General features: G+C 66.5%; 17 protein-coding genes. All 17 read left to right on the forward strand.

Annotated features, from left to right (window positions below; translation table 11 throughout):
* Positions 1–4: 4 nt before the first annotated feature.
* Positions 5–325, forward strand: coding sequence for a hypothetical protein (locus tag ACX4ZE_RS16045; RefSeq protein WP_480274244.1), 321 nt, complete (start codon positions 5–7; stop codon positions 323–325).
* A 383-nt stretch (positions 326–708) separates the two neighbouring features.
* Entirely contained in the window at positions 709–1,503 is a 795-nt protein-coding gene (locus ACX4ZE_RS16050; protein WP_480274245.1) for a ParA family protein, read from the forward strand.
* Positions 1,500–1,889, forward strand: coding sequence for a hypothetical protein (locus ACX4ZE_RS16055; RefSeq protein ID WP_480274246.1), 390 nt, complete (start codon positions 1,500–1,502; stop codon positions 1,887–1,889). The genes ACX4ZE_RS16050 and ACX4ZE_RS16055 overlap by 4 nt, the downstream gene beginning before the upstream one ends.
* 28 nt (positions 1,890–1,917) lie before the next feature.
* Positions 1,918–3,522 (forward strand): hypothetical protein, encoded by a 1,605-nt coding sequence (locus ACX4ZE_RS16060; protein WP_480274247.1) that lies wholly within the window; start codon positions 1,918–1,920, stop codon positions 3,520–3,522.
* A 370-nt stretch (positions 3,523–3,892) separates the two neighbouring features.
* The gene (gene mobC / locus ACX4ZE_RS16065) at positions 3,893–4,405 is read left to right on the forward strand and encodes a plasmid mobilization relaxosome protein MobC (RefSeq protein WP_480274248.1); all 513 of its coding nucleotides are present in this window, start codon (positions 3,893–3,895) and stop codon (positions 4,403–4,405) included.
* Positions 4,402–7,035: a relaxase/mobilization nuclease domain-containing protein gene (locus tag ACX4ZE_RS16070; protein ID WP_480274249.1), complete on the forward strand. Its 2,634-nt coding sequence runs from the start codon at positions 4,402–4,404 to the stop codon at positions 7,033–7,035. Before mobC ends, ACX4ZE_RS16070 begins: the two co-directional genes overlap by 4 nt.
* Positions 7,036–7,191: 156 nt before the next feature.
* Entirely contained in the window at positions 7,192–7,431 is a 240-nt protein-coding gene (locus ACX4ZE_RS16075; RefSeq protein ID WP_480274250.1) for a hypothetical protein, read from the forward strand.
* A gap of 141 nt (positions 7,432–7,572) precedes the next feature.
* Positions 7,573–9,153 carry a peptidoglycan DD-metalloendopeptidase family protein gene (locus tag ACX4ZE_RS16080; RefSeq protein WP_480274251.1) on the forward strand — a complete coding sequence of 527 codons (1,581 nt, stop codon included), beginning with the start codon at positions 7,573–7,575 and terminating at the stop codon, positions 9,151–9,153.
* A gap of 1 nt (position 9,154) precedes the next feature.
* Positions 9,155–9,703: a hypothetical protein gene (locus ACX4ZE_RS16085; protein ID WP_480274252.1), complete on the forward strand. Its 549-nt coding sequence runs from the start codon at positions 9,155–9,157 to the stop codon at positions 9,701–9,703.
* A 17-nt stretch (positions 9,704–9,720) separates the two neighbouring features.
* A complete protein-coding gene (locus ACX4ZE_RS16090; RefSeq protein WP_480274253.1) occupies positions 9,721–10,344 on the forward strand; it encodes a hypothetical protein in 624 nt (207 codons plus the stop codon).
* A gap of 47 nt (positions 10,345–10,391) precedes the next feature.
* A complete protein-coding gene (locus tag ACX4ZE_RS16095; protein WP_480274254.1) occupies positions 10,392–10,676 on the forward strand; it encodes a hypothetical protein in 285 nt (94 codons plus the stop codon).
* A complete protein-coding gene (locus ACX4ZE_RS16100; protein ID WP_480274255.1) occupies positions 10,673–10,933 on the forward strand; it encodes a hypothetical protein in 261 nt (86 codons plus the stop codon). The genes ACX4ZE_RS16095 and ACX4ZE_RS16100 overlap by 4 nt, the downstream gene beginning before the upstream one ends.
* Positions 10,934–10,974: 41 nt before the next feature.
* Positions 10,975–11,802, forward strand: coding sequence for a DUF8175 domain-containg protein (locus ACX4ZE_RS16105; RefSeq protein ID WP_480274256.1), 828 nt, complete (start codon positions 10,975–10,977; stop codon positions 11,800–11,802).
* Positions 11,796–13,223, forward strand: coding sequence for a hypothetical protein (locus ACX4ZE_RS16110; protein WP_480274257.1), 1,428 nt, complete (start codon positions 11,796–11,798; stop codon positions 13,221–13,223). The genes ACX4ZE_RS16105 and ACX4ZE_RS16110 overlap by 7 nt, the downstream gene beginning before the upstream one ends.
* A gap of 18 nt (positions 13,224–13,241) precedes the next feature.
* Positions 13,242–14,771 (forward strand): SCO6880 family protein, encoded by a 1,530-nt coding sequence (locus ACX4ZE_RS16115; RefSeq protein ID WP_480274258.1) that lies wholly within the window; start codon positions 13,242–13,244, stop codon positions 14,769–14,771.
* Complete coding sequence (locus tag ACX4ZE_RS16120) at positions 14,771–16,462, forward strand: hypothetical protein (RefSeq protein WP_480274259.1); 1,692 nt, start codon at positions 14,771–14,773, stop codon at positions 16,460–16,462. The genes ACX4ZE_RS16115 and ACX4ZE_RS16120 overlap by 1 nt, the downstream gene beginning before the upstream one ends.
* Positions 16,455–18,254, forward strand: coding sequence for a type IV secretory system conjugative DNA transfer family protein (locus ACX4ZE_RS16125; protein WP_480274260.1), 1,800 nt, complete (start codon positions 16,455–16,457; stop codon positions 18,252–18,254). Before ACX4ZE_RS16120 ends, ACX4ZE_RS16125 begins: the two co-directional genes overlap by 8 nt.
* Position 18,255 lies beyond the last annotated feature (1 nt).

Consider the following 18,255-nt stretch of genomic DNA (forward strand, 5'->3'; position numbering starts at 1 on the left):
CAACATGATGAGTGATGACCCTCACAAGCGCGCTCTGGAGCTACAGCGAGATGTGTTCAACGCCGAGAGCGTCTTCAATAACCCGGAACTGGTCTGGCCGCATCTGAAGCCAAGCGAGTACCCGGACACCGCGGCGGGTCTGGATCGCGCCGAACGGGACTTGAACCGTCACCTGCGTAAGTACCGTGATGCACTTGGCGATCATCCGGACTGGAAACTGCATTACTCCTTGATCGACGAACCACCCACGTTGCCGCCTGTCGAATCGCGCTGGACGCCGGACCAGCGCTACATCGCGCTGCCGCATGACGATCCGCCCTTCTGATCCATTCGCCCCTCGGACGACCAACCCCCACGGACCAGCGGTGGCACCAACTTCACGGGACAGCACAGCCTGGGTGGGGAGCCGAAGCTCCCCACCCAGGCTTTCGAACTGTCGACTCAGATCATAAAACATGAATGCATGAATGTTTTTTTACATGAAAACCTTCATGCAAGATAGAATGGTGGCATGAGTATTCCCAGTAAAGAAGGCATGTTCCGCAGCGCGCTGCGCGATCTCGGCAACGTCCGTTGCTCTCGAACTGCAGCGTCTAGCGCTGGTTTCCGTTCCGATGTTCCCCAAACGCCGAATCCGCCACCTTCCTTCTAGTCTGCTTACATGTTTTCTCTCATGAAGTTGTTCATGCAATCTGGAAAGGCGGCAAGATGACCAGTTCTCGGCCTCGTGTGATTGCGGTAGCGATGCAGAAAGGTGGTGTCGGCAAGACGACCTCGACGATCAACCTGGGCTACCACTTGGCTCAGGAGGGAATGTCGGTGTTGGTGATCGACGCCGATCAGCAGGCTCACAGCACCAGCGGCCTGGGCGTGACACTCGGCGACGATGACGCCAGTTTGTATGAGGTCCTGCACCGGGAGCGACAGATGCGTGTCCCGCTGCAGGATGCGGTCCACTCCACGGCGTTCGGGTTGGATCTGGTGCCGGCCGATCTGGCGTTGAAAGAGCTGGAGACCGGTGGTCTGGGTCCGGGTGGGCAGATGCGGCTGGCGCGTCAGCTCGACGAGGTGACCGATTACGACGTCGTGTTGATCGACTGCCCGCCTGCGTTGGGGTCGATGACCGAGGCCGCGCTCGCGGCCGCCGACGATGTACTGGCCGTGCTCGAGGCCGGACCCGACGAGGTTCGGGCGCTGATCCGGTTGGGGGAGGCGGTGATGGACGTCCAAGACGGACTCAATCAGCCGCTGGAGATCCGATTCGTGTTGCTGGCCAACTTCGAGGGCGGGACTCGGGTCGCGCAGGCTGTACGGGAGGGCCTGGTCCGTGACTGGGGTGGGTGGGATGACGGCGGGGCTTATCTCGGCGAGATACCGCACACCATCCGCGTGCGCGAGGCCAAGGACCGCGCGGTCCCGGTCGCGGTCCACGCACCCACCAGCAGCGCGGCCGTGGCCTACAAGGATGCCGCCAAGCGCTTGGCCGAGAGGGTCCGCGCATGAGCCCGACCCCGCACCGCGGTATGGACGTCCCCTCCACCCGGCCGACCAGTCGCCGCGCACGTCGCGAGGAGGCCAGCCGCGTCAATACCGAACAGGTCGGGCCGGAGCCCGACGACCAGAACGAGGCACCCGCCACCGGTGAGGTTGCCGACCGAGAGGAGAAGACCGTGTCCGCACCGGCCAAGCCGCAGGTGACCATCGCCCGTCCTCAACGCCCGCCGAAGCGACCGTTCGCGACGCAGCTACGCCGCTCGACCTTCGCGCGGCTGGAATGGTTGCGCGCCAACGGCTACCGCATCACCGATGTCGCCGACGACGCCATCACCGCCTACCTCGACGCCAACCACGTTCCTGCCGCCGACGACGACGGCCACATCACCGAGTGACCACGCGCCACCACGATCGGAGATCCTGATGATCAAGACCGAAGACGATAAGGACCGGCGGAAAATCACCGTTGAACGGGGCGCGACGCTGTTCACCGCGGCGATAGCCAGCGCGGTGGCCGCGCAGGGCATGTTCGTGTTCTTCCATGAGGCGTTGGGTATGCCGCTGCCTCTGCTGGCGCTGTGCTTCAGCTTCATCGAGCTGATGGTGGTCACGAGTGCGATGCGGGCGCGGCGCTCACAGATCGATACCGGATCGGCCGGGGTCGACGGCATCGCGATGTGGGTGCTGACCGTGATGTCAGGTGTGCTCGCCGCAACGCACGCCGACGATGCGGGCACACTGCTGCTGCGGTTGATGGCGCCGTTGATCGCGGCGTGGGGCTGGGAACGGTCGATGGCCCTGGAGCGCCGCCAACTCACCGGCCGCAGCGGCGGAATGAACTGGCGGATCTCCCCACAGCGACTATTGGTGCGGTGGGGGATCGCGGACCCGACCGACCGCACCAACGTCGAAGTCGCAATCGAGCACCGGCTCGCGGATCTGGCGCGCGCCGCGGACGCGGTCCGGATCGCTCGTACCGCCGGCGGGCGCCGCCGCGAGCGTCGCGCCATGCAGCGCCTGCACCGCGCGATCGACAAAGCCACCGCCGACGGCGTCGTGCTCGGCGAGTACACCGTGCGCGATCGACTCGCCAAGCACCTGGAAGGACGGTTCAGCGCGTACACCTTGCCGAACTACCGGCCACTGACTGACTGGGCCGACCACTCCGCGCACACAGCACAGCCGACGCTCGACGAGATCGACACCGATCGCGCGGTGCGCGCGGAGTTCCACGAACTCACCGAAGAACTCGATCGCGAGTTCACCGCGCGTGCGATCACACCGACCGCGATCGAAGACCCGTCACCGATCGTCGCGCGCGAACAATCGGGCAATGAAGTGATCGCGCGCGACGATGTCGATCGCGATCACGTTGTGCCGCCCTCGGTCGATCGGCCGCGCACGATCGAGGATGCTTCACCGATCGCGCGCGACACTGCACCCGCTCACACGAAGGTTCTGGCCGATCGCGCACCGATTGCGCGCGCCGAACAGCCTGCCGATCGCGCACCGATCGCCGCGCACAACCCTGCTGAGCTGGGAACCGATCGCGCATCGATCGCCGCGCACACAGAGCGGCTCCCACGCACTGAAGCGGAGCAGCCCGTGCCGGAGAGGGCGACCGCGCGCGATCGCAGCGCTGTGGTTTCACTGGTGCGCGACAGCGATCGCGCGCCGACGCGCGCGAGCCGGGTGTCGATCGCGCGCGAACAACAAGTGGATGGTGCGCTCGCGCGTGCGGTCGATCGCGCGCCGATCGCGCGCGATACCGCATCGGGTGAGGGTGTCGATCGTGGTCCGTTCCCGCACGAGCTGTCCGACGCGCAGGCCACTCAGTTCGCGCGCGCGGTCGTCGAGCGCGGGCTGTCACGGCAGCCGGTCGAGGTTCTGGCGCGTATCTACTCGGCGCGCTCGCAAGGGCGATCGAAGAACCATATCGGCGCCGAGATCGTGGGTCTGCCGCACTCGACTGTGGGCCGCGCGATCGACGCGGTGCACAAGGTGGCCGGTCCCCGTCCGGTCGACTGATCACTCTCCTGACGCGACGAAGGCCCCGGCGGCGCGAACCCGCCGGGGCCTTCGTCTGTCCAGGACCATACTCGTCTGCCTACCTGCTGCTGTAGATGGCGTCGTTCAGTGCTCGGTTCGCTGCGCTCCCAATGTGTAACCACATAGTTGCGGTGCCTGTCTCACTGCGCCGGAATCGACCGCGCAGTGAGGTCTCGTTCTGACCGCTCCGACCTCGGCACTCTCCGGTATTCTGAATCGCAGCTTTGGGCACAGCAAGGTAACATTTACCCCGGGTAAATGGGGATGTCTCTCACGGAGTGAGTGGCCCACCCGGGGACGGGTGGTCGCTGCGCTGGGCGGTGGTGGGACCGATCGGAAGGTGGTTGCGGTGAGCGCGGAGGCAGGCGTTTCGGAGCAGTCGGAGGCAGGTGCGCCGCGTCGTTCGCAGCACGTCGCGCGGTCTCGTCGCCGGCGGCGCCGGCCGAACATCGACGGCCCGAAGCGCACTTTCGAGGTTGTGCTTTCGGAGGAGGAGTACGCGAAGGTGGCGCAGTTCGCGGAGGAGGCGAATTGCACGGTGTCGTGGTATCTGGTGCAGTCGGCGCTGGACCCGGTCTCGGCCGCGTCGTCGAAGGGCAGTGGGCCGTGGTTGCCGTGGCCGCAGCGGCGGGAAGTCGTTCGGTCGCTGCTGTCGGCGGCGAGTGCGTTGGACATGATGCGGCTGCATCATGTGTCGAAGATCGGGAGCAATCTCAACCAGATCGCGCACGCGGCGCACATCACCGGTGTGGTGGGTGAGGAGCTCGAGGACGTGTTGGAGGAGCTGGAGGCAGCGGCCGAGGATCTGCGTGAGCGTGCCGAGCGGTTGGAGGAGCTGGCGCGGAAAGCGGCGCGGCGGTGATCGCGAAGATCCGGCGCGGCAAAAAGTTGTCCGGGCTTGTGGCCTATCTATTGGGTCCGGGGGAAAGCAACGAACACACCGACCGACACATCATCGCGGGGTCACCGACGGTGATGCGGGAGATGTGGCTGGGGCATTTCGACGGGCCCGGGGATGACGCGGTGGCCCGCGAAGTCGCGTTAGCGGTCGCGGATGAGGTCGAGATCCCGCGTCGGTTGTATGGCACGCAGGTGCGGATGAAGGCCAAGCCGGTCGCCGTTGGTGTCGGAGGGCGAGAGCTCGGTATGGATGTCGTCGAGCCCGCGGGCCGGGGAGAGAAGGGGCAGTACCGAGATGCTCCGGTGTGGCATTGCGTGCTGGCGTTGATGCCAGGCGAGGAACTCTCCGATGCTCGGTGGCAGCAGATCGCCGATACCTTCATGGAGCGGATGGGGTTCACTGGCACCCTGGACGGCAAGCGGGCCCAAGCACGGTGGGTGGCGGTGCGGCATGGGTTGTCCGGTGAGACAGGAGAGGGGCAGGACCACATCCACATCGCCGCCTCGTTGGTGCGTGAGGACGGGTCTAAAGTCTCCACCTACGATTACGGGCCCGGCAAGGCCAAGGGCGATTGGCCCCGTTCCGATGAGATATGCGGAGAGCTGGAGCGCGAGTTCGGGCTGAAGGTGTTGGCGTCGCGGAAAGAGGGCGGCGGCCTGTCGGAGAACAGTCGCGCGGAGATCGACCGCGCCAAGCGGCTTGGCACTCCGGAGACCGAACGACAGCGGCTGCGGCGGATGGTACGCGCGCACGCGATCGCGGCCGAATCCGAGACCGCGTTCGTGACCGGTCTACGCGAGGCGGGAATTTCCATCCGGGCGCGCTACGCACCCGGCGGCACCACCGAGGTGACCGGGTATTCGGTGCGTTTCCAACGCAGCGGCAGCGAGGTCGGACCATGGGTCGGCGGTGGGAAACTCGCGGGGGATCTGTCACTGTCCGCGCTGCGCGAGCAGCAGTGGGACGACAGTCCACAGGTGCGCGCCGACGCCTTGGCGGCATGGAAGAACCGCACCAGTGGGCGGGCAGGGCGGACCCGCGAGACCGGTGTCGGGGCGTGGCAGCAGGCCGCGGCCGAGGCCGAACAATGGCGTACACGGCTGGCGGAAGTCCCGCACGGTGACCGCGCCCAGTGGGCATGGATGGCCGGGCAGGCCGCCGGCGTTTTCGCCGCCTGGAGCGAAACCCTCGAAGGCGACCAACCCGGCGCATTCGCGGCGGCGCAACACGAACTGACACGCTCAGCGCAGCTTCATCAGCGTCGAGACCGGTACCGGCCGCCTTATGAGACGCATCCGACATGGTTCGGTGAGGTGGCGCAGCTTCTATCGGCGCACCCCGCCGGATCTCGGCCACGCAGCCACATGCCCAGTCGTGCGCGCGCGCATGATGTCGATACCGAGATCAGCGCCGCACTGTTGGCGCTGATGTTGTTGCTGCTGCTGTTGGCGATCGCCCTCGCGGCTGAAATCGCGCACGCACATCGGGCCCGTGGGGAACTCGGCCGCGCCCTGGCGGTGGAACACATGACCCGCCAGCATCTCGATCCGGTGCGCGCGCAGTGGGAAACCGAACTCGATGCCCGCCATCATCAGTGGGACCGCGAGGTCGCAGACGTGTTCGCCGCTGTCGCTGACCGTGCCGCAGTGCGCACCATCGACCCCGCGGCCACACCCGAAACCGCTGCTGATCACCGTGATTCGCGCGACCAGGTAGAGCAGCGGAAGGCAGCCCACGCTGCCGCAAGTGAGTCGCCCACGGCGACCGCCGGTGACGTGCGGAGGGCCTACTACACCGAACTGTCCCGAGCCGATAAATCGGCTGTGCGAGTCGCCACAGTGGCCGGGCGCGCTTTCAGCGACCGCGACATCACACCGCGCCGGTGGACCGATGAAACACTCGACGAGGAGCTGACACACTTGCGGGCCGAGGTCGGGCTGTTGGTCGACGAACTCGCCGAACGCCGCGCCAGCGGTGGCCCGCATACTCGGCAGGCACACGCCGACAACGCCGAACTGACTCGCCAAGCCGAAAAGATCCCAGCCGCGCAGCAGGCCCAGAAGACCGCCGCCGATACCGACCGTCTCGTCGAGCAGCTCACCACACAGCGCACGCGGTGGGAGCAGGAGCTGAAGGCTACACCGCGGATCCAGATGCGAGCCCGCGCGAAGCTGCAAGCCCAGATCACCGAAACCGACGAGAGACTAGACGAGATCGCGCAGCACCTGCCCGACGCCCACACCGCCGCCGAGGCCGCGGCCGAAGCCACCGGCATTCCTGCCACGGAGTGGGATGAGGTCTTGTTCGAGGCCACCGAGCAGCGGCAGAGGCAGAGACTCATCGAGGCCCGCGACCAGGACCAGCGAGACCTCAGCGATGACACCACCTATCTGCGGCATCTGCAACGCGACCTGGAGAAGGTGGAAACCGAGCATGCTCGGCGGGCGCGACTCACGCCAGAGCAGCGTGCCCGCCGAGCCCGCGATCGGACCACCGGGCCGACCTCCTCGCCTTCGGCCGGCCCTGCTCCTCAGATGCCGTACCGGCCACCGAATCTCGGCCGCGACACCGGACAAGGAATCGGGATGTAAGTCCCGCCCGGTATCTCACCCGCTGATCAGTCCACAGATCTGTGGGCTGATCAGCGGGGAGGCTGCATGACGGCTGGCGCCGCTACGCTTACACCACGTCCGAGGTGATGCCCGGCGTTAGTGGGCGGGTGCTCTGTGGGAAGGGGAGGCATGGCGGTGACCCGGATTCGGTATGTCTGCGCCACTTGCATGGTCGGGTGGCACTACGGCCCGTATTGCCCGTTCCGACGTTCGGAGCCACGGCCGATCACGCCTGGTGAGGTACGCACCATGGGCTACCTCCGTGAGCTGGAGCGGGCGGGTTTGCTCGAGAGGTCGCAACCGTTGGACCTGCGTTGGCTGTGGCTGATGCCGATCGCGGTGATGGTTTTCGGCCTGATCGTGCTGTTTTCGTAGGTTGGGGCGCTGGTCGGTCTGGGATTGGGTGAGACCGGCGGGTACTTTAGGTTCCTTGGTTAGGAACCTGGTGGGGCTTTTGCTCCGACGGGAGGGGGAGCTGATGAGGAATCGTAATGATCGGCGCCGCAGGGCTTATCGGTGAAGGCAGGTGTCGGCCCTGCGGTCGGTAGCGCAGCCGCGGTGTTGGTTGTGTTGGTCACAGCGGTGGTGGTCACTCTCGATGATGCTCAACGCAGATCGTGTGTTCCTGTGCGGCAGGGAAGTTCACCGATCACGGCCGATCCTTCCCTTGCGGGTGCGGTCGCACCGGGTGCGGCTACGGATCCGGGCAGCTCAGCGGCCGGGTATCGGGCGTGGCCGATGGTGCCTGGAACGTACACGGTGAGTTCGGGGTTCGGGCCGCGCGATGGGTCGATGCATTTGGGAGTGGATCTGGCTGCGGCGTCGGGGACGCCGATCACCGCAGCGATGGACGGGGTGGTGGTGGCGGCTGGGCCGGCGTCCGGGTTCGGGAACTGGGTGGTGATCGACTCGATCGACGGGCAGGGACGCCCGATCTCGACTGTCTACGGCCACATGGGTGCCGAGGGCATCTCGGTGCGGGTAGGTCAGCAGGTCGCGGCGGGGCAGCTGATCGCATCGGTCGGGTCCGCAGGGCAATCCTCCGGCCCGCATCTGCATTTCGAGGTGGTTCCTGGTGGCCGGTTGACCGGCGGCCGCCAGATCGACCCGCTGCCGTGGCTGGCCGGCGCGGCAACACCGAACCCGAATCCCGGTGCACAGACACCGGACTGTCCACCGGGATTCGGCACCCCGGGCGGGCAGTTGAAACCCGGTTCGGTACCGCAAGAGCTCGAACCCTGGTATCGCAAGGCGGGCTCGCTGTGCCCGCAGATCAGTGCGTCGCTGCTGGCCGCTCAGGGAAAGCAAGAGTCCGGGTTCCGCCGCGGATTGACCTCCCCTGCCGGGGCGCAGGGCCTGGCACAGTTCATGCCCGGCACCGCGGCCGCGATCAATCCGGACGACGGGCAACCGTACGTGATCGACGCCGACGGCAACGGTGTCGCCAGCGTGCATGACGACGGTGACGCCATCATCGGCCAGGGCCGCTACATGTGCCGGTTGGCCAAGGAGGTCGACGCGCTGAAAGCTCGAGGGAAGGTGCGCGGAGACACCACGGCATTGACGCTGGCTGCCTACAACGCTGGCCTGGGTGCGGTACTGCAGTACAGCGGTGTCCCCCCGTATGAGGAGACTCAGCACTATGTGCAGGTCATCCTCGCCGATGAGCCGAGTTTCCGAACGCCGGGCGCGTCGGGGAGGTTTTCTCCGACGCCTGATGCGGACTTGGGCGCGCAGACGGTAGCCGCGGCACGCCAATACTTGAACAGTCCTTACGTTTTCGGTGGTGGTGGCCCCTCGGGCGCGACCGGTGGTGGGTTCGACTCCGCGGGCCTGACCTCGGCGGCGGTGGCTGCGGCCTCTCAGGGCAGTGTGCGCCTGCCGCGGACATCGGAACAGCAATGGGCAAGCGGGGTCGAGGTGGGCATGAACCAGGTGCGACCGGGTGATCTGGTGTTCGGCCGCTTCGGTCCGGCCGGGCCGAGCGTGGTCGGGGTGTATTCCGGTGACGGCCGCATGATCGTCGCGAGCTCGGCGACCGGCACGGTGATCGAGACCGTTGTCACCGCGGATATGCGGGCGAGGAGGGTGATGTGACGTGAGTGCGTTGACGGCCCTGCGGCTGGCCGCGTCCTTGATCGTGACTGTCACGGTACTCACCGGCTGCGGGGATTCTTCCCGCGACGGCGCGGGGTCGACTCCGTCGTCGACTGTGCCGGGGTGGTCGTCACCGATCACCGGGTCTGGTCCGGCGGTCGGGGATTCGCCGGATGTGGTCGCGGTGGGGGCGATGCGGGAGCTGATGACGTTGCGGCCATCGTCGGAAGGGCCGGAGGATTCGCTGCGCCGTACTGCGGCGTGGCTGAGCCCTCGTTTGCTGCAGCAGGTATCGGTTGATACGGCTGCGCCGGTGTCACCGCGGTGGGTGGCGTGGGCTGAGGCTGGCGCGTGGGTCGAGGCGACGGTGTTCGTGTCCGGGGAACGTCCGGTGAGCGAACCGTCTGATCGTGCGCAGCGCAAGGTCGCAGTTCAGCAGAGCGCCGTGTACCCGGACGGGCATCGTGAGCCGCTGGACCCGGTCACGGCGACGCTCACGCTGGTGCTCACCGCAGGCGGGTGGCGCTTGGACGACTACCGGACATGGTGATGGGAGACGACAGACCGATGGATCAGCAGGATTCGGTGCCGGTGTGGGACGGTCCGGTCCCGGGGGTGGGTCGCGCGCCGCTGATGTGGCTGGTCGGCGCGCATGGTGGCGCGGGAGTGACTACGTTGGCGGCCAGTATCGCGCCGGCGGGGGATGCGGGACAGCGGTGGCCCACCCGGACTGTCAGCGCCCGATACTCGCCACTGGTGATCCTGGTGGCGCGCACGCACATGTCGGGGCTGGTCGCGGTGCACGACGCGGTAGTGGCGCACGTGAACCAGGCCACACCAGCGGGCATGCAGCTGCTGGGGGTGTTGACCGTCGCCGATAGTGACCGTCCTGTCAGCACGGCTGTGGCCGCACGACGCGATGTGATCGAGTCCCTGACGGCCGATGTCGGTGGGAGCGCGTGGCGGCTGGGCTGGATCGAGCCGTGGCGGTCTCTCGAACCGCACGAATTGGCGCCCTGGTCGCCGGAAGCGGCCACGACCCCACACACATCGCGGTGGCGTCGTGGCCGGGTGAATGCGACGGCGGCGCCACCGCCACCGGTCGCGGAGGTGGCGATCGAGATGTTCGCTGCCGCATGCAAGAAAGTGCCGCAGGCGAAGCCTTTTCGCGCTGACCGACCAGCTGGTTGACACGATAACCAGCCAGATCAACACGACCTGATGAGGAGAATTCTCAAATGAGTACGACCGTTTTTATGAGCATGGTGCTGGCCCAAGAGATCAAACCGACGATGACCGCGCCGCCGGGATCGGACAAGATCCTCCAGCTGCTCGGTTTCGGGTTGTGGGTGGCGGCGGCTGCGCTGACTGCCTACGGCATCTACGCCGGTGTCAAGTTCGCTGCCTCGTTCGAGGAGGGGCATGCCAGCCGCAACGGCAAGATGATGATCGCCGGATGCGCGATCGGTGCGATCATCTCCGTCACCGCGGCCAGCTGGATCACCATGTTCATGGGGCAATGACCATGTCTCTCGCCGAGCAGATGATCATGCCACCGCAGTCGGTGATGGGCCCGATCCTCACTCTCCTCGGCTACCTGCTGTGGTTTGTAGCCGCCATCCTTGTCGGCGCCGCGATCTGGGCCGGTGTCGAGTTCGCTGCCGCCTACAAGAACGGGGACACCGATCTCGCCCGCGCCTCCCATCGCCTGATCACTGTGGTGATCTGCGCGATCGCGATGTCTTCGGCCGCCGCGTGGGCCGCGCTGCTGCTCACTTGACTCGCCAGATCGACCGAATTCACTAGAAGGAAGGCTGCCCTGTGACAACCCCGCTCCCAGACGGCCAACGCAGCGGTTTCATGCGTAGTCGCACCACCCTGGTCCTGGCCGGAGTGTTCATGGCCATCGTGTTCGTCGCCTCACTCGGCGTGATCGTGATGCGAGTGACCGACACCGACGACGCAGACGGGCAGCAGGTCAGGCCGACCATGGCGGCACCGGAGTCTCATCCGCAGCCAGACCAAGGATTCGGCCCACCATCGGCGGATCTGCTGGGACAGTCGGTCGCCCACCCCCACGCCCCTGGCGGCCAGGCCCTCCCACAAAGACCGGTCACCCGTGCCGCATACCAGTGCCCGACCTCACCGAACTGCCCAGTCACGGACGCACCGACAGGGATGATGTGGCAGGCGGTGGGACCGGTGATCGTGCCATTCTCCACAAGCGACGGGCCGACCCGAATAGACCAAGATCAGTTCGCGGTCGGATACACCCGCACCCCGCAAGGGGCCGCTCTAGCGGCATACCAGATCGGGCTGCGGTCAACGATCAGCCGAGAGAACTACGAAGAAATCCTAGCTAGGCAGATGATTGGCACACCCAAAGACATTGCAGCACTTCAACCCACCAAGGACTGGGATATCTCCGATGACCAGCTACCGAGGGTGCGGTCGAGCGCGTTCCGGCTGACCAGTTGGGACGGTGAGCATGCCGTGATCCAGTATGCGATGCCCGACAAACAACCGAACACCTGGCGCACCATCCAATTCGACGTTGTGTGGGTGGAAGGGGATTGGAAGCTTCGGGCCAGTCTCGACCGTCCTCGGCGCATCCAACTGGTGTCCCTGGTCGGGTGGACGCAGTGGTGAAGCGCCTGCTGGTGATCGTCGGGGTTGTCGCAGCGATGCTGGCGCTGACCCCGGTGGTCGGGTCTGCGCAGCCAGAGACCGACATCTACGCACCATGTCGCAAGATCGGCGACGCGATTCCGTTGCCAGGAGCAGACATTGCTATCGAAAGCGTGTGTGATGTGGGTCAGGCTGCATTAAACCCCGCTGAGGCTCTGGGTGAGGCGATGAAGGGTGTGTTGGCTTCTGCTGCTGGGGATCTGGCGGAGGGCTGGAAGCGGGGTTTGGTGGGCTCGCTGTCGTGGTGGTATCAGACGCCGATTACGGGGGAGATGCAGACCGATGGTACCGGTGACATTGTCGGGAAGACCCACTCGTATTTGCGGTTCTTCCAGATCGTGGCGTTCATCGTGTCCACGGGTGTCGCGCTGGTGCGTGTCGCGATGGCCGCGGCGGCGCAGCGCGCCGGGATGGCGCGTGAGGCGGTGACAATGACGGCGCGCGCGGTCGGTGTCAGCGCCTGCCTGGTAGTGGTCGCGGTGGTGGCCGACGATGCGATGCGTGAGGCTGGTCGGTGGATTCTCAACGCGATGGTCCGCGACAATGCCGCAGATGCGGCGCAGAAGATGTTCGATGTCGCCGCGCTGCATCCGCTCGGTTCGGGTCTGCTGTTCGTGCTGGCTATCGTGGGCATCCTCGGCACGGTGGCGAATATGGTGTTCATCCTGTTGCAGATCGCGGTGTCCAAGCTGGTGCTGGGGGTGTTGCCTTTGGTGGCGTCGTTCTCCGGTACCGAGGCCGGAATGATGGCCTACCGCAAGCTGATCGCGTGGATGTGGGTGTTCCTCTCCTTCCCGCTGATCGCGAGCCTGGTGTATGGGGTCGCGTTCTCGTTGGCGGCTGGTTCGGAAGGCGTGCAGGGCACTTTGGCGGGGATGATCTTGTTGACGATGTCGTTTCTCACCTTGCCCGCGCTGGTGCGACTGCTGGTGCCGATGGCAGGCGGGATGGCCGGTGGGTCGGGTGCGTCCGCGCTGGGTGCGGGCACCTTGGCTACCGGCGCGGTGCCGTTGGGTCGCAGCACCAGCCGAATGCTGGACTCCGGCGTAAACGGTGGCGCGCAAGGCGGTGAGAGTGGTGCTGGTCCATCTGACAAGCCGACCGGAGCGGTTCCCAACGGCGGCGCCAGCGGTGGTGGAGCCAATGGTGGCGGCGGTGGGTACGGCGCCGGGGCATCAGGCTCGGTTGCCGCGGGCGGATCATCGGGTGCGGCCGCAGGAACTACCGGTGGCGCGGCGGCTGCGGGGCCAGCGGCGGCCGCAGTCGTCGCCGCGAAGGGCGCTCATGACTCCGGGAAAGCGGCGGTCGCCGATGGTGCGGCGCGGGCTACCAGTGGCCCGCAGACTCCGCCGCAGCGGCCTGATGGCGCGCAGAGACAGTAGTCGAGAGGGGGTTTGGTGATGGTGGATCAGACGGCTGCGGCGCGGCGACGCACCTACGGGCCTGGACACGAGGTGCGGAGGACATTCGCGTTCGGGTTGCCCAAGCGAGTGTTTTTCTGGCTGTTCGCCTCGGTGCTGTTCGGGGCGGTGGTCGCGATGATCGGGTTTCGGCTGGTCGGTTTGACGTGGGCGGGATTGTCGTTGTTGGCGGCGGTTCCGTTGTCGGTTCGGGTGGCCGGGCATACAGGATATGAGGTGAGCTTGTTGGAGTGGGCGTGGCGCAAACAACGCAGGTCGGGGCGACATATCCTGCGGGCGGGCCCGCTGTCGCAGGCCCCGGCGGGCCGCACCCGGATGCCGGGTGTGGGTGCGGACACCGAGATGTGGCACGGCACCGACAAGTACGGTCGCCGGTTCGGCATGATCCACATGCCGGCCACCCATCAATACACGGTGATCTTGCGGTGTTCGTCGCAGGGCACGGCAGGTATGGAGCAGTCGGCGATCAATCGGATGGTCGCCGAGTGGGGCGATTTCCTGGCGATGGTGTCACAGACCGGGGATGTGGCCGCGATTGTGACAGTGGCCGAGACGATCCCGGAGACCGGGGCGCGACTGGCGGCGGAGATGGCGCGCATCGAGCAGGAGTCCGCGCCGACGCCTGCGCGGGTGTGGCTACGCCAAGCCGGTGCCGGCCGCGCCGCCGACCGCAGCGGGCATCAGCTACATACCCGGGTCGCGGTCACCTGGACTGCCCGTAGCGAGGCGAAACGGCGTGATCCGTTGGTGATGGTGGCCGATCTGGCTGAGCGGCTTCCTGCGTTGTGCGCGGGTTTGGCGCGGTGTCAGGTGGTTGCCGAGCCGATGAGTGATCACCAGATCGCGGCGACGGTGCGTCGCTGCTACGACGCGCGGATTGAAACCGAATCGGCGGTGGAGGAGCTGATGCGGTATCGGGGTGCGCCGCCGGTGGGGATGGGGGTGGACTGGTTGGATGCCGGGCCGCTGGAGGCCCAGGAAGTCGATCGGCAGACCTACGTGCATGACGGATCGGTCAGCCGGACATGGGTGATGCAGGCCCCACCGGCGGGGTTTTTCGACGAGCAGATCCTTGCTGGTCTTCTGGCCGGTCGCGGTGATATTCCACGGAAGCGGATCACGCTGATCCACCGGCCACTTCCGCCCGCGCAAGCAGCGGCGAGCGTGCACGCCGATCATCTTTCGGCGATCGCGACGGTGTCGGCGGGCCGCGGGCTGACCTCGGCGCGCGCGGAGATCAAGCTCGCTGCCACCCAGCAGGCCCGCGATGAGGAAGCCCGCGGGGCGGGAGTCACCGACTACGCGATGTTGATTACGGTGACCTGCGGCAGCCGCGAGGAGCTGGAGGCGTGCGGGGACATCACCCGCGACTTGGCCGCGGGTGCCAGGTTGAAGATCCGTCCGGCGTGGCGGCAGCAGGCCGCGGCGTTTTTGGCCGGTTTAGGGGTTGGGGTGCTGCTGCCGGATCACGCGACGGTGTCGGCGACCCTGCAGGGAGAGGTCGACTGATGGGGGTACGTCGATGGGTCAATGACCGGGTGCTGCGCTCGTATGAGCCGCAGCGGGCGAAAACGGTGGCGCCGCACACGGATGTGTTGGTGGCGGGGCGACGTGTCCGCGCGGCGGCGGCGCGCAAACGTGCACGTGAGGACGAGGCGCGCCGGCGCGCTGAACGTGCCGAACACGACCCGGCTCGGCGGGAACCGAAGTGGCGGCGCGCGTATTCGCTGACCGGGCGGGGTTTCGAGGGTCCGGGTGGCGGCGCGATGGGTGTGGTCGACCCACCCCCGCGGTTCCGCGCGACGACCGTGCAGGGCTGTGGATTGTTCCCGTTCGTGTGCGGCGATACCCACCCGTTGACCGGGACGCCGCTGGGGATCAATCAAGCGACCGGCGGCACGATGTGCTACGACCCGACCAGCGCGACATACGTCTCTCGTCTACAGAACACGCCGTCAGCGTTTGTGCTGGGTTTACCCAGCTTCGGCAAGTCGACATTGTCGCGCAAGATCGTTGTCGGTGAGGTCGCGGCGGGGCGCTGCCCAATCATCTTCGGTGACACCAAGGGTGAGTACACACAGCTGGTTGAGGTGCTGGGCGGGTTGGTGATCCGGCTGGGTCACGGACAGGGAACATTAAATCCGTTGGCGGTGGGTGCGCTCGGGTCGATCGTGCCGCGGCTGGTCGAGGCCGGGCGCACTGACCTGGCGCGTTCGGTGGCTGAGGAGGTCTACGCACGTCGGCGCCGCCTGATCCAGGGATTGTGTGAGATCGAGCGTGGTGAACCGCTGGGGCAGACCGAACGTAATGTGCTCGGCGCCGCGCTGCGCCTCCTGGACTCCGATGACCGGTTCGGACCCAAGACACCGCCCCGGATCACCGATTTGTCGGCGCTGATCGATTCCGCGCCGCAACAGCTGCAGCGCAAGGCCCGTGCCCGCGACGCCGAGGAGTACCGCGTTGAGGTGCGTGGCCTGCAAGCCACACTGGACGCACTGCTCGACGGTGAGATGGGGGAGGTGTTCGCCGGACATTCTTCGACCCCGTTGGATCTGACCGGGACGCTACCGCCCGCGATCTGCGTGGATATTTCGGCGGTGACACGCGGTGACAGCAAGCTCGAGGCCGCGATCCTGTACGCCTGCTGGGAGGACGGGTTCGGTGCGATCGAAGCCGCCCACGTTCTAGCCGATGCGGGTTTGGTCGGGCAACAGAACTTCCTGGCGGTCCTTGATGAGCTGTGGCGAGTGCTGGCGGCGGGACCGGGAATGGTCGAGCGTGTCAACTCCACCACTCGTCTGACCCGTGGACTGGGCACAGCGTTGTTGCTGATCACCCACACCATCAAAGACCTCGAAGCGCTCGCCGAGGCCGCTGATGTGAAGAAGGCCAAGGGTTTCATCGAACGCGCCGGCGCGTTGATCGTCGGGGCGCTGCCGCGCGAGGAAATGGCGGCGCTGGATGCGATTGTGCCGTTCACCGCAGCCGACCGGGATATGGTGGCAGCCTGGTCGACCCCCGGCGCCTACGACCCGGACACCAAAACCCGCAGTGCCGCACCCGGACGGGGCCGGTTCCTGCTGCGCATCGGCACCGACCGGGTTCCGGGTGTGCCGTTCGAAACGGTACTCACCGACATCGAAGTCGCTGAGGGCTGGCACGACACCGATACCCGGTTCGCAGGTGTGCGCGATGGGTGATCGGCCGAAATATCCAGGGGAGTCGTCGGCAGGGTTCACCGCGGCGGTGATCGGGATCGCGCTGTATGTGTCGGTGACCGGCACCCTATGGGGTGCGTTGGCGCTGTCCGGGGCGGAGCCGGGCAACCCGGCTGCGATACTGCCCGCGGTGGTCTTCGACCGCATCGAGTGGCCGGTGGCCGCGACAGCGTGGACGGTGGCGTTGCTCGGTGTGCAGGTGATGATCCTCGCGGTAGTCGCGCGGGCCCGCTTGCTGCGAAGCACGAGGTCAGGTTCGCGGAGCCGGTTCGATTTCGCGACCGAAAACCTCGCCGGGCTCAAGGATCTCGTGCCACTGTCGCGGGCGGCTGGGGAGGCTGCCGCGCGGCGGTTGAACCTGGATCCCGTATGGCCGGGGGTATCGCTCGGGGTGCCGGTCACCCCGGCAGGAGCCGCCGACCCAGACCAGATGCTGTTTTCCAATGCCGAGCAGCTGTCGATCGACATCTGGGGACCGCGGCGCGGGAAAACGACCACGCGGGTGATCCCGGCGATCGTAGAGGCGCCCGGGGCGGTGCTGGTCACCTCTAACAAACGTGACGTGGTCGATGCGACCCGCGGTGTGCGGGAGGTCGACGAGCAGGGCCACCGTCGGCCGGTGTGGGTGTTCGATCCTCAACGCATCGTCGGGGAGAAGCCTTCGTGGTTCTTCGATCCGATCTCGGCGATCACGATGGGTGAACGGGATCTGTGGGACTCCCGCGCGGAGAAGCTGGCCGATATTTTCGCCGCGTCCGAAACCCCGGCCGGGGCGCGGGTCGATGGCTACTTCGATGTCGAGGGCCGCGATCTGGTGTCGTTGATGTTTCTGGCCGCGGCGGTCGGATCCAAACCAGCCACAAGCGTGTACACCTGGATCGCGGAACGTCCGCATGAACCGGTGAAAATACTGAAAAAAAGTGAGTTCGATGCGGCCGCGACAGCGTTGGAGGCGTTCTACGCACTCACCGAACGCCAACGTGATGGTTTGTTCGGCACGGCGAAGAAGGTCGTGCGAGTGCTGCGCCGCCGCGCGGTCGCTGACTGGGTGACTGGTAAATCCGGGCGAACCGAGTTCGACCCTCGCGCTTTCGTGTCTTCACGAGGCACCTTGTACGCGATGAGCAAGGAGGGCGTCGACTCCGCCGGTGCGTTGGCGACAGCGTTGACCTGGGCGGTGCTGGATGCTGCGGAAGCCGCTGGTGAACGTGCTGGTGGCCGGTTACCGGTGCCGCTGGTCGCTGCCTTGGACGAGCTGGCCAACGTGGTGCGGTGGCCTGATCTGCCAGCGAAATACTCGCACTACGGCTCCAGGGGGATCGTGGTGTTGGCGATCTTGCAGAACTGGTCTCAAGGGGTGGCGTGTTTCGGGCCGGAGCCGATGGAGCAGCTGTGGAGCGCCGCCAACGTCCGTGTCTACGGCGGCGGGGTCGCTGACGACACCTGGTTGGGGAAAGTGTCGACACTGATCGGCCAACACTGGGAAATCAGCTCCTCAACAAACCATTCCGGCCCTGCCGGACTCATGGCCAGCGGCTCCGGACAGGTATCGGTGTCGCGGCAAGCCACCAAGGAAACCACGCTGACCCCGGCGCAACTGTCGCAGCTGCCCGAGGGCCGCGTGATCGTGCTGTGGGGCGGCAAACCGGTGATGATCGCACCGGTGCCGTGGTGGCGGCGCGCGTGGGCTGATCGGGTCGAGGACTCGCTCGACACCTACGACCCGGCGCGCATCACCAGTACGCAAAGTAGCGGCAGGGTAGGAGGGACATGAC

Source organism: Nocardia sp. TBRC8007 (assembly GCF_056629435.1).